Raw genomic sequence first — 15,040 nt, 5'->3', positions numbered from 1 at the left:
AATGGCTTTAAACATAACCTCAGTTGTTGATGCAAGTTTTGTATCCACATTCATCGGACACAATGCACAGGCGGCTTTGCAGGTCTTGGAACCTCTGATATTGTTAATCACAATATTTGAATGGTTATTTGGATTGGGAGGTCAGATTTTAGCTTTAAATAAAAAGGCGGAATTTGATGAAGACGGAAGCAATCATTATTTCACAACAGCAATGGTTGCAACAATAATTCTGTCAATTTTGATTTTATTGGTATGTTTTTTATTTAAAGATGGATTAATTAATCTATTGCACCCAACTGCAGGAGCACTGCCTTATGTAAATGCATATAGCCTATATTTATTCATAAGTTTCCCAATTGCGATTATTATTGGGGTTTTATGCCAGTTTGTTCGTGTTGACGGACAACCAAATTTGGCTTCAGGAGTAATTATTGTTGCAAATATTATCAATATAATTCTGGATTATGTGTTCCTTGGTGTTCTTCATATGGGCATTGAAGGGGCATCACTTGCAATGTTGATAGGTTATATTTTTGCATTATTGTGTACTTTTAAATATCTTTTTGATCCAAAAAGAACTTTCAGATTCGCTTTATCCAAATTGAAATTCAGGACTTGGATAACTTCAACAATTGAAATAATTAAAATAGGCCTTCCGGGCGCCAGTATGGGTTTTTTTAATGTAATACTGATGTATATCATGAATTTAATTGTTGGTGGAATTTTAGGAGAACTGGGTTTGGACATATTCAATGTATGTGTGGTCTCTTTGATGCTGATAAGTATCTTAATCATGGGATTCGCCGAAACATTATCTTCCATTGTCCCTATTTATTATGCACAAAATGATTTTTATAATCTGCATCATATCGTGCGAAATTCACTTTTAATAACAATAATCTGTTCACTGATATTCACTGTGTTTCTGTTAGTATATCCTGATGGATTATTAATCTTTTTCAAACTTCAGCAAATGCCTAATGATGCGATGGTGGAAAATGCGATTAGGATATACTCCTTGGCATTTATACCTATGGCCGTTTCGACCATGCTGCTGTTTTATTATGAAGGAATTGAAAGAACAGTCGAATCAGGAATCATCACAGTCATTTCAGAGCTGCTTGGACCTTTGATTTTTACATTCCTGCTATATCCATTAATGGGCATTACCAGTGTTTGGGTATCTTTCCCGTTAGGTTTTCTTTTATCGATAGTTGCCGTTGCCCTTTATGTAAAAGTCGTTCAAAGAAAGGACAGTGAATATTACGGGTTGTTTTTCATCAGAAAAGGATTGATAGAAAAAACCAGAAACTACACGCTTGAAAGCAAAGATGATGGGATGAGTGCTGAATTGTATAATCATCTGAAGACTCTGAATGTGGATTCTGCCTCTTTAGAAACATTGAAAAAGATAATAAACACAATTTTTGATTCAAACGATGAAAAAGTGCATATAGAGATATTGCTGGTTGATTATGATGATAAAATTGCTGTCAATATGAAAGATGAAGGAAAAAGAGAAGTGTTAAAAGATATTGAAAGATCCTTTTCCCAGGATAATGTCAAAGTTAGTGAAGTATTGGGTTTTAATAATATTGAATATACGATTAAAAAAGCTTAATGAGTAATTCTCTACTCAATAGTTAAAATCTTATCAAAACCTGACATTACCAGGATTTCTTTTATAGTATCATTAACTTTAATGACATAAGGAATATTCTGTGGTTTTAATTTTTTTCCAGTAGCAACTAAAACTCTTAAACCTGCACTTGAAATGTATTCTAAATCAGTAAAATCTATTATCAATGAATCAAATTTCTCCATTTCATCCATTATTTCATTTTCAAAGTCCGGTGCAGTAATGGTATCAATCTTATCTTTGACTTTTATTGTTAATTCTTTTTCATCATACTGTTTTATTAAATCCATACAAATCACTAATTTTTTTGTATTTCTAATATTAAATTTATGATTTATAATATTTTAATTTTAACTTTTTTTTTAATATCCACAAATTATAAATATTTTTCATTATAGACAAAATATATAATATATCATTGTGTAAATAAAATGATTAACATGTGTATGTTTTAATGCTTTAGATTTTATAATCCGTGCAGTAATTCAAATATTACAAAAAAGAACTTAAAACCATAATTTCCAGATGTCTGAAATCTTAATAAAACTAGTGAGCTATTGTGAGGTATAATATGAAAAGGTGCAGTCGTTGCGGTGCAGAAAATAAGGATGAAAGTAATTTTTGTCCAAACGGCGGCGAAATATTTCGCAGTGATGATGAGTTTTATATAGATTATTGAGAATCAAATGGTATTAAGTGCATATTGCCTGCACTGGAGAATAATTTAGCTATAATCTAATGTCTTGGATGATATTATGGAAGATGAAATTGTTTGTCCTAAATGTCATAAAAGAAATGACCCTCATAAATTCTGTATTTATTGCGGTCATGAAATCTTGGATGATGACCAGATTAGATTAATTCTTGAAAATCCTGAACCGTATTGTCTTAACTGTGGCAGACTTGTTGAAATAGGCCAAAAGAAATGTGAATGCGGATATGAATTTAGTGATATAAACTGCCCAAAATGCAATTCAAAAAATTCATATACAAACAGATTCTGCACAACATGTGGAAAGAAACTTTGGACATCTAATGTGTATAATTATAAATATCCTAAACGTCTTTTTGAAAAACATCTTCTAAAAGAAGTGTTGCCATATTCATTACGCTATACCTCATTATACCAACGTCCCAAATTGGATTTTACACTTGGGCGTCTTGATGGATTAAAAAGCGCTAAATCTATAATAAATGAATATTTATATGAAATAGGTTCAAGATGGAAAGTTGTTTCTCCTAATTATTGTATAAATTGTATTAATATAATAACGCCGTATGAACGCTCATGTACAAAATGTGGTTCGATTTTATTTGTGGATAAAAAAATAGTTGACCGTATTCAAAATAAAAATAAATATGTCGAACCTAAATTTGATATTGTGGGCTTGAAATGGACTCCAAAATTTTCTAATTATTATTTGGGTTCTTTAGCTCCGGAAATTGGCGAATCACAGTTTGAATATAGGGAGAGGCTTAAATGGGAATTTGCTGAAAACAATTATCATAAAAAAGGTATAGTTGATGAAATTAATCGTAAAAAGAGGGAAGCCGAACTGGAAGAGATACGTAAAAAACAGGTCGAGGAACGTAAAAGACAGGCAGCAGAACGTAGAAGATTGGAAGAAGAATACATAAGGCAGTTTGGCGGGGGTTATTGTGGTTCAAGTTGCAGATATTACTATGAAGAAATTATAACTCCTAACGGGATAAGTATTGATTATACTGATGATATGTATGGTGTTGATTATTGTTGCAGTTTAGGGCATTCTGTAGCCGTGGGATGTTTTTGTAAAGATTATAAAGTGTAAAAAAAATTAAATCAGTTAGGATGGTTAAAAATGACAAATAAGATATGTTCTGAATGTGGAACTGAACAGGATGATGCATTCAATTACTGTAAAAATTGTGGTGCATTGCTTTCTGATGAAACTGATGATTTCTTGTCAAACAGTGATGAATACAGATTGCCAGAATATATTGAAAATCAAAATGAGAAATATGATAATTCCAATGATGTAAAAATTTGTCCTGAATGTGGGGCTGAACAGGAAATTTTTGCTAAGTTCTGCAGAAATTGTGGGGCTTTATTTTCCGGTGAAAATAAGGATGAAAGCACAATGAGATGTGAGCATTGTGGCGCCGAATTAAAAGATGAAGCGTTCTGTCCTGATTGCGGAAAAGCCACAGGCATAACAATATGTCCAAACTGCAGGCAAAAAGTAGTGAATGAAGACTTCTGTTCTTTTTGCGGATATCAGATTAATCGCGAAATTCGCATATGCGCTAATTGTGGAAGCAAAATCGATGCGATGGCTAAAGTCTGTGCGCATTGTGGTGCAAAAACAATTAAAAAAAATCCTATTGTAGCATTAGGGTTATCCTTAATTTTTCCAGGTTTAGGCCAATTATATAATAACCAGACCAATAAAGGCATTATTCTTATTATAGGTTACATAGTTTCTTTTGTATTATGTTTAATACTTATTGGGATAATATTGGTCATTTTAATATGGATATATGGGATGTATGATGCATTCATCTCTGCTAAAGCCATAAATAAGGGGGAAATTCTTGAAGACAGGCTCTTTTAAATCTTAATCGTGAATGTGTTAAATTTGATCTAATATTTTAGATCATGCTTTAAAAAGTAGCTATTAATCATCTTGACATAATCTTGTGGGTATTGGTGAAAGTGATGTTGTTAAAGCGATAATGAAGCTAGCTATATCGATATGCAACAAAGATTAATTTAATAATATAATATTTTTTTTGATGATGCCCTGCACTGAAATTAATGAAACATAATCCCAAAAATAATATTTAATATCCTCTCTATTCAATAACTCTTGATTTTCACTAATCAATGAAAAATATATAAATTATAATCCATAAAACATTTAATGAATATAATGTTTATAAATGATGGGGGCTCTGTGTCATGAAGATAGCGTATTTTAATTATGATGATGAAAAGCTTTTCGAAATCAAGGTTAAAAAACTCGAATCGGTAGCGGAGGAATATATCATAAAGGATGTTCCTCAATTAAAAGATGAAAAAAAGGAGTTTCTATCTAATCTGGGCGAAGAAATATTTATTTTATTGCCCTACAATGATGGTGAAGATTTTTACCTAAAATACTTTAATCATTTGGAATATTTTGGGAAGGGGGACAACAACTTCCGGGTAGGTGCACGGATATCCCACACGATTGGAAATAAAGATGAGGAAAACAATTTTTTAAAAATGTTTCAGGAAGTGTATAGGACCGGTGAAAAGAAGACCGGAATACTCAAGTACATGACTGATGACGGAAAATTGCTGAAATATCTTGATTTTCGCTACTTTATGATGGGGGATGAACTCGTTGCAATTCATGAAGACAAGACTGAAGTTCACATGTATAGGGACAGCACATTAAATGATGAGAACTTGGGTGTTGCTATTTTGCAGGATGGTAAATTTGCGGAATTGAATGAAAAATATGCCGGATATGTTCATAAGACAAGAGAGCAGATGTTAGGTTCCGAATATAGTCTTGGAGGCATGTCACCAGAGTCTAGAGAACGGGTTAAAAAAGAAATTAAACTTCTCTCACGACAGAAAAAAGTATCATATAAGACTCCTCTGGCATCATATAATGATGATGGCAGCATAAGATTTTTCTTAAATGCAGAAGGGTCATACATTACCTATGACAACCGTCCGGCGGTGCTGATAAAACTTAAGGATTTGACACAACAGGAAATAGCTAAAAACATGATAGAAACCAGTCAAGATTCAAAGACTCAGCTGAAACATACTTTTGAAAGTTTAGCCAAAAATTCAAAAACATGCCTGACCTACGGCGTATATCCTGATACATTCTACATGTCCGATTATTTCTATGATATGATTGAAGATGAAAGCAGATCCTACTCATTTACTCCCGAGACAGTAAGGGAGTTCATGCTGGGTGAAGATTTGGAACTTTATGATTCAATGACTGATTCACTTAGTCCCGAAAATCCCGAAGTGGAGTTCACAACAAGTATAATGACACTGAAGCTTAATATTAAATATATTAGACATCACATTAAACGTATTTATGATTCCGAAGGCAATGCTAAAAGTTATATTTCATCACACCAAGACATTACAGATGATGCAACATATGCCAATTCACTAAAAAAGCAGATATTCGAAAAGAATGAGATCATCAAAGACAAGGATATCCAAATCAAAGAAGCTCACCATAACATAAAAAACAGCTTAAACATTCTATTGTCACTTATACGCATGGAAGAGCATAGCAATATTTCTCTCGAAGAAATCATAGAGGATACCAAGACACATCTCAAATCAGTTAGTGTGATGCATGAAAAGATTTATCAGTCAGAAAATTTAGCTGACATAGAATTAAAAGGATATATCGATTCCATTGTCGAATCACTGTTCGATATCTACTCATCAAAAATACAATACGTCTCAAAAGTGGATGATATAAAATTAAATGCCAAACAGGCAAAATCTCTTGGTTTAATAATTAATGAACTGATAAACAACACTGTAAAATATGCATTCCCTGATGGTGATGCCGGAAAAGTGGAAATAAAAATCGGACGACTTGACAAGAAAATTGAAGTGGAATATCGTGACAGTGGTGTTGGAATACCTGATAGCGTTGATTTTGACAATCCTACCAGTCTGGGTTTGACAGTCATCCAAAACCTCACAAAACAGATTGATGGTAAGATAGGATACACCTATGACAATGGGGCCTGTATAAAGATACTATTTACTGAGAATGAATCATTCTAGGTTCAATCATACGGTTATATTAAGATATTGCATGAACTACAATGGAATTTGATGTTTTTTATTCGATGTTGTATATTTTTTAAGTAATTATAAAAAACTATTTGGCTGAAAGATATCAATGTCCAAGATTGCTGATTGCCATGGACAAAAGACATCGCGAATATGTTGGTGTGGCGTTGAAGCTTGCGAGCATATGAGAGGGTGTTCCCTTAAAAAGGATGAACAGTATCAAATACCAAATGGATATGCTCACCAAGGAAACAAGAGACTGTTCGGATGTCTGTGTATTAAATGATTGCAATATGTGAAGATTAAATATTATTAGAACTATATATTGTATCATGAACATTTCAAATAAATTTTCAGATGAGAAAGTAAACACTGGTAGGCAAGTCGAACTGGATATCGCCAAGGCATTGGCCATTATCTTCATGATTTTCCTTCACACAGGTTTTGTAGTTAGCGGTTATAATGCGAATCTTAGTCCGACTTATAGTTTTCTTATCATGAATGTTTTGGGAAGGCCTTATGCTGCAGTTATTTTCATGTTTTGTATGGGTGTGGGTGTTGTATATTCAAGACACAGCCAATGGGATGTGATGATAAAAAGGGGTGTTAAATTATTCCTTTTAGGTATTTTGGTAAATTTGTTTGAGTTTTTTATACCTTATTTTACTGCCAGGGCTCTTTCAGTTAACCCTGCTCCATTTGATATAGTGGGAGGGCTAATGCTATTTTGTGTTGATATTTTGGCATTTGCCGGTTTGGCATTTATTTTAATGGGAATTTTAAAGAAATTTGAGGTTTCAAATAAAAAATTAATCATTATCGCGATTGTAATGTCTATACTGGGCACTCTTTTAAAAGATGTTGATTTTGCCAATACTCTTGTTAACTTATTTTTTGCTAATTTTATTGGATGTAAAGGAGGATTTACAGCATTTCCTTTATTCAATTGGTTTATTTTCCCAATTTCAGGATATGTTTGGGGACAATACTTTATCCGAGCTAAAGACAAAAGTGAATTCTTCAAATTCTGGCCAATTCTATTAATCGTTGCTTTATTATATTTCTTTGTATCTTCAAAGTTATGGGGTGGAGTCTTTTCTGCTGATGTTCACTTCTATTACTTCATGAATACATTGGATGTGCTATTCTGCATAATTAATGCTCATGCCGTAATTGGTCTGTGTTATTGGATGGCCAAATTCCTGCCAGATGCAATTATTAGAATATTTTCAATATTGAGCAGTAACATTAACACAATTTATATTGCGCAGTGGTTCTTTATACCATTGACTGTAATTTTCATCGTTTACTTTGATAAAGGTGTTGTATTTGGTGATTTGTCAAATACTGTAATTTCAATAGCTATGCTGATTATATCTACCTTAGTCGCATTGGCATATAAAAAAGTAAGAACCTCGAAAAGTTAATATGTGAATGGGGTTTCAATGGATATTGAAATTCTAGGAAATTAAGTCAAATTTCTTAATTTCTCCATCAGCATATGAACTTTTGTTTTAAAAAAAATTTATTAACATATAAAAACAAATTAAATATTATGAATACGAACAGATTTGAAACTTTTTATGATGCGGTTTTAGCAATTGTTATAACAATTTTGGTGTTGAAGATTCCACAGCCTTGGGGTCCTGAATGGGGAGCATTTATTTCAAATTCATTGAATATAACAACGTATCTCATAGTATTTTTAGCAATTATCAATATCTGGTACAGCAATCAGAAACTCTTCCAGCATATTGATGACATTAATAATAAATCATTAATCGCATATGGAGTTTCAATTTTTCTATTTTCGCTATTTCCGTATTTTGCGTCATGGCTTTCATTGAATCCGTATTCTTTAGCTGCCGAGACAATTTTTGGATTGCTTATTATTTTTGCTAATCTTTCCCATATTGTATCAATAGTTGTGGTTTTTGGAGCCAACAGGTCCAATGAGAAATTAAAAGAATTAAATATTAAAAAAATTAATTTGATAATGCCTCTAATCATCATACTAATCGGTTTTATCATATCTTATACTGTATATGTCCCGGGAATTTATGTGGCATCTCTATTTTCTATAATTTTAAGTATCATCTATAATAGAAAACAGGGCGGTGAATCTGAGGATATTGAAAGATTTGAAGCATTGATTGATGCAATCATAGCAATTATCATAACAATTATTGTACTTGAAATTCCAATAGCTGTAGGAGGTAATTTAGATGCGCTGTTGGAATTGAAGATGGAGTTTATAGCATATGCAATTAGTTTCATTATTTGTTTTAATGTGTGGAACTTCACTTATAATTTATTCAGTATTGTCAATAAGATTAATCATAAATCAATATGGTCCATATCCATAGGATTATTCTTTTTATCATTAATTCCATATTTAACAACCTTCGTTTCTATGAATTTCCATGATTTTGTACCGAACTGTTTGTATGGAATAGATTTCATGATCATTAATTTATGTTCTATTGTTGCCACTTTCGAAATGAAAAAGATAGACACATCCAATAAATTTTTGCAGACAGCATTCCAAAATTATAATAATTTTGTTATAAACATCATATCTACGTTGATTTTCATAATTATCGGTTACTATTGCTATCCTCCAATAATTCTTATATCATGTATACTATCAATCAGTTTAACTTGGATATTTATGTATAAAAAGATAAATTTGCTTGAATTTGTCTTAGACTGAAATCAGATGCGATATTCAAAAGCCGTGTTGGTGTTTAAGTCATTTCATTAGTTAAGTGGCCATTGCTGAAACTTGACGATGAGAAATGACCTGCATTGATTTCGGCAATTTGTTTTTTAAATTGAAAACTAAACGTACATTATTTAGTTCATCCTAATTTTTTAGCATTGGAGAGGATAATTAATCAATGAGATGCGGTTGATGAATTTTACTCTAAATTTAAAATTTTATCAAGACCGGACATTACAAGAATCTCTTTTATATTGTCATTAACTTTAATAACAAATGGGATGTTTTTCGGCTTTAATTTTTTTTCGGTGGCAACTAAAACCCTTAATCCTGCACTTGAAATGTATTCCAAATCACTAAGATCGATAATTAATGAATCAAATTTGTCCATTTCAGATATTATTTCGTTTTCAAAGTCAGGTGCAGTAATTGTATCGATTTTATCTTTTACTGTTATTGTCAATTCTTTTTCATTGTATTGTTTTATTAATTCCATTTCAATCCCCTAATTTTTTTCTTATTATTAGGTATGTTTGATCTTACAATTTAAATTTTTTTGATGAATAAGCAGATGGAAATTGTCCAGGTCTAGTCTTCAACAGTATACACTTTAAGGCAAACAGTTTTGTCAAGCTCAACCATATCTGTCCAGGAACTGTTGTCCTTACTTGCCAAGGAGATGCCTGGAATATAATGCTGCCTTGAAAATGCCTGATAAGGAACTGCATTATTTTTGAATACAACTTTAAAATCATCTCCGGATTTAACTGGAACATATTTGTCAAGTATAATAGTCTTAAATCCTGCAAATTCGCTACTTCCGTTTTGGGAGTGAACCTTTTGATTGTTCACATAAACATCAAATGAATATTCAATTCCCGAATCGTTAAAGTAGGTTCCCACAGCGCCGATTGATTCATCATATTTGGAGGAGGACTTGGTTTCATAGAAGTTTTTGAATTTTTTGGCTGGAAGATTATTGTCCCATCCGATTACAGTGACAAAGTGTGTAGGCAGTTCGACTTTATCATCTATGCAACGATTCAATATGTGCAAATAAGTTTGTTAGTCAAAGATAATTGCAAATAAGATTAATTAAATGCATAGGCCTTGAGAAAAGATGTTGTTTAATTAAAGGTAAATGTTATTAAAAACATGTTTTGAAATTTTTGAAAAATAGGACATAATGAACTTATGGAAGATGATTGAAATATTTGGGAAATATTCAAAATATTAAAAAGTTCAAGTTTGTCTAAAAAGGATTATTGGTCATGATGGAAAAGAATTAATTAATATCAGGAATATATATCCTTTCCAAAATCTTTTGAAAGGTATGAGTTGTCCAATATTTGATAATTTGATTTAACTACACTTTACGGAATATGGTTTAGATTTTTAATTTTTAGAATGAAAGTAGGTACTTACACTCGAAAAACTTTAAATATTATTGTCCGAATACTATAATTAAAAATAAAAATTATGGGAGAGTCTTTAAATGAGAATGCATAAAATTTGTCCAAGATGCGGATCTAGAAATGTTGACTGGATTATACCTCAAAACTGGTCACAATGTGTTTGCAGAGACTGTGATTATACCGGACCAATCATTGAAGGAAACGATGAGTTGGCCGAAGAGATCCATGAGGCATATTTGGAATCTTTAAAAGAAGACGAAGAATAAAAAAATTCAGGGATTGATTAAAATGTTAGGTTTAAATACTAAAAATCAGAACAATGAAAATATTAAAAATCCTCCTAGTGATGATTCATATCCTATGGTATCCATATTGTTCACAAAGAACAATTCAGTTGGTGTTAATACATTATCACTTGTGGTGCTTGATTTGATCAATAATGGCCAAATCAAATGTGATATTGAGTTGGAGGGTCCATATGAAGTGGGCAAAAAGTTAACTCCGCAGGATATGGAAGTAATGAAAAAAATAACTCTCAGATTAGCAAATAAGGGTGAGTTGAAGACTTCTGAAACATTAGCGATTAACCTACTTAAAAACATGAACAGGAATAAGAAATTCAACCTAAAGGATATGGCAAAGCAAAGCAACAATACTTCAGTTGCTAATAAATTCGAAAAAGATCTTGATGAATTTGTCAGGGCTATTAAAAACGAAAACGGATTTGATGGTGAAAACTATAGGGATTTCCTTCAGGGGTCTAAATTAACAGGCAAAGGAAAAGGGCTCAAAAAGGAATGGAAAGGATTCCAGGATTATTTAAAATCAAAGGATTTGACCGAAAAATATCCTCCGGAGTCTGTTGAGGAAAGTTCATCACAGATAATCTATGCTGCATGTTTTGGCATTGAAAAAGATGCATTGAGCATAAGGCAAAACAATACTGTCTTGGATGATTTCATCGATAAGGACGGATATAAATTGTTGAACATTATATTCAATAATGCATTATTGAATGTAAGCGAAAAACGAAAAGGGGATGGAATATTTTATGGCGTAAACGATAAATATACCATTCCTGGTGGGGGATAACCCTCCACTAACTTATTTTGAAAAATTCCTTCAATGCTGACAATATTTTCGCATTGGTTTTTCCAACTAGAAGATTGTGTTTCACATCATCAAAAACGACCAGTTGTGAATTTTCAATTTTATCGCATAACTCTTTTTGCATGCTCAATGTGTAGATTTCATCATACTTTCCGGCCAGAATTAAGGTTGGAACGCGTATTTTTGACAACTCTTTTTCGGCATTGAAATTCAGGCACACATCGACAGCATTAATGTATGCTTCGGTATTGGCGTCTTTTGAGGATATTTCCTTTAACAATTCCAATTCCATTTTATTTTCATCAATAACCTCTGGACATAACACCATTGGTAATATGGTATCATAGAATTCCTCAAAACCAATATTCAAAGCATTTTTCAGTTGAAGTAAAATCTTTCTTGACTCACCATCCGTTTTGAAAAAGCTGGACATCATCACTATTGAATCTACCTTGTGTGCATATCTGACTGCAAAGTCAAGTGCGACAGCTCCTCCTAGAGAAAAACCGATTATATTGACTTTTTGAATATTCAATTGCTCTAAAAGGTTGTTCAGGTCATCGACATAAGTATCTATTGTGATTTCCTCTTTTCCCAGTTCAGATTGCCCATGCCCTCGAAGATCTACTCTTAAAATCTGATATTCATGTTTGAGATTGCTTGTTAAAAACTCCCAATACAGCAGATTGTCTGAAAGTCCATGAATGAAAAGTAATGTTTTTCCATTTCCTTCAAGTTTGTAATTCATGGGATATGTTCTATTGAATATAATTTAAATAATTAGTTGTTGACAAGTGATTGTTCAGCAGGTATTTTTTGAAGTGATTGGGGTTGTTCAATTGAAAATTTTGCATGAAATGCGCTGAGAGCTAAAAAATAGAATCATTAATAAGAGTTGGGAAAAGAAATGATGATTCCTTTTCCATCTTTAAAATAAAAAAAGGATAGCAGAACTAAGCTGCTGTAATTTCAATATCGAAAGTCATTGCTTCGATGGTTTCAGTTTCACCGGATTTAATGGTGTAAATTGGTGAACCGAGTAAAATTAAGTTATTGTTCACTTCTCTGATTTTATTGTCAGCCACTTCTTGCATGTGGGTTCCTTCATATGTGAAACCTGCGTCGGAGTCGCCTTCTAATTCGTATGAAATTATTTCGCCACTGTTTTTATTGGTTGCTTTTATTTTTAAAATCATTTTATAAAATCTCCAATTATTTGATGTTATTAATTATGTTGCTTAATGTTTTTAAATAATGCGGTTTGAATTTTAGAAAATTGTTATAATTTGAAAGTTAGAATGCCTGCTTTTGACATAAGGGATAGCGATTTTTTCATTCAAATAGCAATTTATCAATAATGTCCATATCAAGGTGTTCTTCAACGATTTCAGCTAATCTATTTAGGGAATAGTCTTTTTGAGTTTCATAAGGGTCTTCACCATATTTTGCATCAAGGCCTTTTTTGACTCTTAGATAGTTTAGGAATTCCCTTCTGAAATTGTAGTTGTGGAAAATTCCGTGGAAGTATGTTGCAAATGCATTTCCATTTGCAGCTCCGTCTGCAAGCCCGTTTTCATTGTTTCCTTGACCTTTCTGGACATCTAACAATTTTGATGAGCCTAAAAGCTCTGTGGTACCTTCGTGTATTTCATAACCTGTAACGCTTTCTCCGGCAATGTTTTTAAATATCTCTCCGGCAATGCCTTCAATTTCGCTAGGTACTGTTGCCTCTGACTGTGTCACTATCTTGTCCGCCCTTGAGAATTTTGATTCGATATCAAGCAATCCCAAACCATTGAGTGTACCATGCTTTGATTCTCTTTTTTCTTCATCATGAATTACATTGCCTAAAATCTGTAGTCCGCCGCAGATACCTACAATTGGAATTTCTGAAGATTTTTCGATGATTTTTTGAGCCAATCCGCTTTCATTTAGGGCATGCATGTCCTCTGTGGAGTTACGTGTTCCGGGGATGATTATTGCATCCACATCTCCAATGTCGTCATTAATGCCAATCATTTTGAGAGCCACGTCCTCTTCGTATTCAAAAGGGTCAATGTCTGTGAAATTTGCTATTTTTGGCAATCGTATGACTCCAATTGTAATGTCCTTGTCCTCTGCAAAAACATGTGTTGTCAGGGACGCCGAATCCTCTTCGGGCAATTTTAGGGTTTCATCATAGGGAAGCACTCCCAAAACAGGTTCTCCGGTAATCTCTTCAATTCTGTCAAGTCCTGGCTTGAGGATATCAAGATTGCCTCTGAATTTATTTATCACAGTTGCCTTCAGTCTTGACCTGTCATAGTCATCAAGCAAAACATATGTTCCGGCTATGGCCGCAAATACTCCTCCCATTTCAATGTCTGCGATTAATATGACATTTGCATCTGCCAGGTGTGCGATTTCCATATTTGCAATGTCCTGGTCGCGCATGTTAATCTCGGCAGGTGATCCTGCCCCTTCAATGATTATCACATCATATTCATCAGAAAGTATTTTAAAACTTTCTTTTATTGCATCGAACGCACGGTCATGGTATTTGTGCTGATAGTCATAGAAGTTCATGTTTCCGATGGATTTTCCCTGGATAATGACATTGGAGGTGAAATCACCTTTTGGTTTTAGTAGGATTGGATTCATATGTATGCTCGGTTCAATCATTGCCGCTTCCGCCTGCAGCATCTGGGCTATTCCTATTTCCCCATTTTCATTTGTTGTGTAGGAGTTTAAGGACATGTTTTGGGATTTGAAGGGAGCTACCTTATATCCTCTGTTCTTATAAATTCTGCAAAGTGCCGCTACAAGCATACTTTTTCCGGCATTTGATGAGGTTCCCTGAACCATGATGCATCTTGTCATGATAAGATATATTGCATTAATGTTATAAATAATTTAAAAATGAGTATAATTTAATCTAATTTGAGGTATGATTTTCAGTTACATCTGGGGTTTAAATAATATCTAATACTATTAATAAAGACTGATGTCAAACCATACCGTCAAACTCGATTAACAAGAATAAACTATTGAAAATTTACCTTGTAATATTCAATATATTATTTTTAATATATATTTTTACCTATTTTTTATTAATATTTTTTATTTACATAAAATTCAATTAATAAAATTTGTTTTTAATAAATCAAATAAATTTGAAAATATTTTATATTTTTGATAGTAAATATAATTAATATCGTATATTTTTTTTGTCTTTTCTTAATTGACTATAAAATTGATTTGCATTGACATGAAATTAAATGCATTCATGCTTTCAGGATTGATATTTTCTGAATGCATAGGCAAGAAGTGACCCTGCAAAGTTCTGCAAGACAGAATAAAGCGCT

The 15,040-nt window shown here is 32.6% G+C and carries 16 protein-coding genes; 10 read left to right on the top strand and 6 right to left on the bottom strand.

Features of this window, described 5'->3' with window-relative positions; all coding sequences use genetic code 11:
- Nucleotides 1-1,621, top strand: a 1,621-nt coding sequence (locus tag ACJMLO_RS05480; protein ID WP_405294712.1) for an MATE family efflux transporter, incomplete at its 5' end; no start/stop codon positions are given.
- Between the two features lie 11 nt (nucleotides 1,622-1,632).
- Here ACJMLO_RS05480 and ACJMLO_RS05475 read toward each other — a convergent pair.
- The gene (locus tag ACJMLO_RS05475) at nucleotides 1,633-1,929 is read right to left on the bottom strand and encodes an STAS domain-containing protein (RefSeq protein ID WP_405294710.1); all 297 of its coding nucleotides are present in this window, start codon (nucleotides 1,927-1,929) and stop codon (nucleotides 1,633-1,635) included.
- 281 nt (nucleotides 1,930-2,210) lie between these two features.
- On the opposite strand from ACJMLO_RS05475, the gene ACJMLO_RS05470 reads away from it, so the two are divergent.
- The 7 genes from ACJMLO_RS05470 (at nucleotide 2,211) to ACJMLO_RS05440 (ending at nucleotide 9,162) form a co-directional block, all read left to right on the top strand.
- Nucleotides 2,211-2,318 (top strand): zinc-ribbon domain-containing protein, encoded by a 108-nt coding sequence (locus ACJMLO_RS05470; protein ID WP_405294708.1) that lies wholly within the window; start codon nucleotides 2,211-2,213, stop codon nucleotides 2,316-2,318.
- 76 nt (nucleotides 2,319-2,394) lie between these two features.
- Nucleotides 2,395-3,450, top strand: a complete 1,056-nt coding sequence (locus tag ACJMLO_RS05465; protein WP_405294706.1) for a hypothetical protein — start codon at nucleotides 2,395-2,397, stop codon at nucleotides 3,448-3,450.
- Nucleotides 3,451-3,480: 30 nt separating this feature from the next.
- Nucleotides 3,481-4,233, top strand: coding sequence for a double zinc ribbon domain-containing protein (locus tag ACJMLO_RS05460; RefSeq protein ID WP_405294704.1), 753 nt, complete (start codon nucleotides 3,481-3,483; stop codon nucleotides 4,231-4,233).
- A 347-nt stretch (nucleotides 4,234-4,580) separates the two neighbouring features.
- Nucleotides 4,581-6,440 (top strand): histidine kinase dimerization/phosphoacceptor domain -containing protein, encoded by a 1,860-nt coding sequence (locus ACJMLO_RS05455; protein WP_405294702.1) that lies wholly within the window; start codon nucleotides 4,581-4,583, stop codon nucleotides 6,438-6,440.
- 118 nt (nucleotides 6,441-6,558) lie between these two features.
- Entirely contained in the window at nucleotides 6,559-6,735 is a 177-nt protein-coding gene (locus ACJMLO_RS05450; protein WP_405294700.1) for a hypothetical protein, read from the top strand.
- A 46-nt stretch (nucleotides 6,736-6,781) separates the two neighbouring features.
- The gene (locus ACJMLO_RS05445; protein WP_405294698.1) at nucleotides 6,782-7,876 is read left to right on the top strand and encodes a heparan-alpha-glucosaminide N-acetyltransferase domain-containing protein; all 1,095 of its coding nucleotides are present in this window, start codon (nucleotides 6,782-6,784) and stop codon (nucleotides 7,874-7,876) included.
- A gap of 128 nt (nucleotides 7,877-8,004) precedes the next feature.
- The gene (locus tag ACJMLO_RS05440; protein WP_405294696.1) at nucleotides 8,005-9,162 is read left to right on the top strand and encodes a TMEM175 family protein; all 1,158 of its coding nucleotides are present in this window, start codon (nucleotides 8,005-8,007) and stop codon (nucleotides 9,160-9,162) included.
- 208 nt (nucleotides 9,163-9,370) lie between these two features.
- Here ACJMLO_RS05440 and ACJMLO_RS05435 read toward each other — a convergent pair whose 3' ends face one another.
- On the bottom strand, nucleotides 9,371-9,667 hold the full coding sequence (locus ACJMLO_RS05435; RefSeq protein ID WP_405294694.1) for an STAS domain-containing protein: 297 nt from the start codon (nucleotides 9,665-9,667) through the stop codon (nucleotides 9,371-9,373).
- 92 nt (nucleotides 9,668-9,759) lie between these two features.
- Entirely contained in the window at nucleotides 9,760-10,218 is a 459-nt protein-coding gene (locus ACJMLO_RS05430; RefSeq protein ID WP_405294692.1) for a lectin like domain-containing protein, read from the bottom strand.
- 448 nt (nucleotides 10,219-10,666) lie between these two features.
- Between ACJMLO_RS05430 and ACJMLO_RS05425 the strand changes: the two genes are divergently transcribed.
- Both ACJMLO_RS05425 and ACJMLO_RS05420 read left to right on the top strand, forming a co-directional pair.
- Complete coding sequence (locus ACJMLO_RS05425; RefSeq protein WP_405294690.1) at nucleotides 10,667-10,852, top strand: hypothetical protein; 186 nt, start codon at nucleotides 10,667-10,669, stop codon at nucleotides 10,850-10,852.
- A gap of 22 nt (nucleotides 10,853-10,874) precedes the next feature.
- Nucleotides 10,875-11,678 carry a DUF2207 family protein gene (locus ACJMLO_RS05420; RefSeq protein ID WP_405294688.1) on the top strand — a complete coding sequence of 268 codons (804 nt, stop codon included), beginning with the start codon at nucleotides 10,875-10,877 and terminating at the stop codon, nucleotides 11,676-11,678.
- A gap of 7 nt (nucleotides 11,679-11,685) precedes the next feature.
- Here ACJMLO_RS05420 and ACJMLO_RS05415 read toward each other — a convergent pair whose 3' ends face one another.
- From ACJMLO_RS05415 to cobQ, 3 genes are all read right to left on the bottom strand, one after another.
- Nucleotides 11,686-12,444, bottom strand: coding sequence for an alpha/beta fold hydrolase (locus tag ACJMLO_RS05415; RefSeq protein ID WP_405294686.1), 759 nt, complete (start codon nucleotides 12,442-12,444; stop codon nucleotides 11,686-11,688).
- A 205-nt stretch (nucleotides 12,445-12,649) separates the two neighbouring features.
- Nucleotides 12,650-12,892, bottom strand: coding sequence for a hypothetical protein (locus tag ACJMLO_RS05410; RefSeq protein ID WP_405294684.1), 243 nt, complete (start codon nucleotides 12,890-12,892; stop codon nucleotides 12,650-12,652).
- A gap of 136 nt (nucleotides 12,893-13,028) precedes the next feature.
- On the bottom strand, nucleotides 13,029-14,555 hold the full coding sequence (gene cobQ, locus ACJMLO_RS05405; RefSeq protein WP_405294682.1) for a cobyric acid synthase CobQ: 1,527 nt from the start codon (nucleotides 14,553-14,555) through the stop codon (nucleotides 13,029-13,031).
- Between the last annotated feature and the right edge of the window lie 485 nt (nucleotides 14,556-15,040).

The sequence above is a fragment of the Methanobrevibacter sp. genome (assembly GCF_045120835.1).
GTDB lineage: Archaea > Methanobacteriota > Methanobacteria > Methanobacteriales > Methanobacteriaceae > Methanocatella.
The sequence above is the reverse complement of the archived record's forward strand: the minus strand, read 5'-3'. Positions and strand labels throughout refer to the sequence as shown.

Excerpts from the sequence above, each read along its gene's own strand:
- ACJMLO_RS05475 (WP_405294710.1), bottom strand. The coding sequence starts at position 1,929 with ATGGATTTAATAAAACAGTATGATGAAAAAGAATTAACAATAAAAGTC.
- ACJMLO_RS05470 (WP_405294708.1), top strand. The coding sequence starts at position 2,211 with ATGAAAAGGTGCAGTCGTTGCGGTGCAGAAAATAAGGATGAAAGTAAT.
- ACJMLO_RS05465 (WP_405294706.1), top strand. The coding sequence starts at position 2,395 with ATGGAAGATGAAATTGTTTGTCCTAAATGTCATAAAAGAAATGACCCT.
- ACJMLO_RS05460 (WP_405294704.1), top strand. The coding sequence starts at position 3,481 with ATGACAAATAAGATATGTTCTGAATGTGGAACTGAACAGGATGATGCA.
- ACJMLO_RS05455 (WP_405294702.1), top strand. The coding sequence starts at position 4,581 with ATGAAGATAGCGTATTTTAATTATGATGATGAAAAGCTTTTCGAAATC.
- ACJMLO_RS05450 (WP_405294700.1), top strand. The coding sequence starts at position 6,559 with ATGTCCAAGATTGCTGATTGCCATGGACAAAAGACATCGCGAATATGT.
- ACJMLO_RS05445 (WP_405294698.1), top strand. The coding sequence starts at position 6,782 with ATGAACATTTCAAATAAATTTTCAGATGAGAAAGTAAACACTGGTAGG.
- ACJMLO_RS05440 (WP_405294696.1), top strand. The coding sequence starts at position 8,005 with ATGAATACGAACAGATTTGAAACTTTTTATGATGCGGTTTTAGCAATT.
- ACJMLO_RS05435 (WP_405294694.1), bottom strand. The coding sequence starts at position 9,667 with ATGGAATTAATAAAACAATACAATGAAAAAGAATTGACAATAACAGTA.
- ACJMLO_RS05425 (WP_405294690.1), top strand. The coding sequence starts at position 10,667 with ATGAGAATGCATAAAATTTGTCCAAGATGCGGATCTAGAAATGTTGAC.
- ACJMLO_RS05420 (WP_405294688.1), top strand. The coding sequence starts at position 10,875 with ATGTTAGGTTTAAATACTAAAAATCAGAACAATGAAAATATTAAAAAT.
- ACJMLO_RS05415 (WP_405294686.1), bottom strand. The coding sequence starts at position 12,444 with ATGAATTACAAACTTGAAGGAAATGGAAAAACATTACTTTTCATTCAT.
- ACJMLO_RS05410 (WP_405294684.1), bottom strand. The coding sequence starts at position 12,892 with ATGATTTTAAAAATAAAAGCAACCAATAAAAACAGTGGCGAAATAATT.
- cobQ (WP_405294682.1), bottom strand. The coding sequence starts at position 14,555 with ATGACAAGATGCATCATGGTTCAGGGAACCTCATCAAATGCCGGAAAA.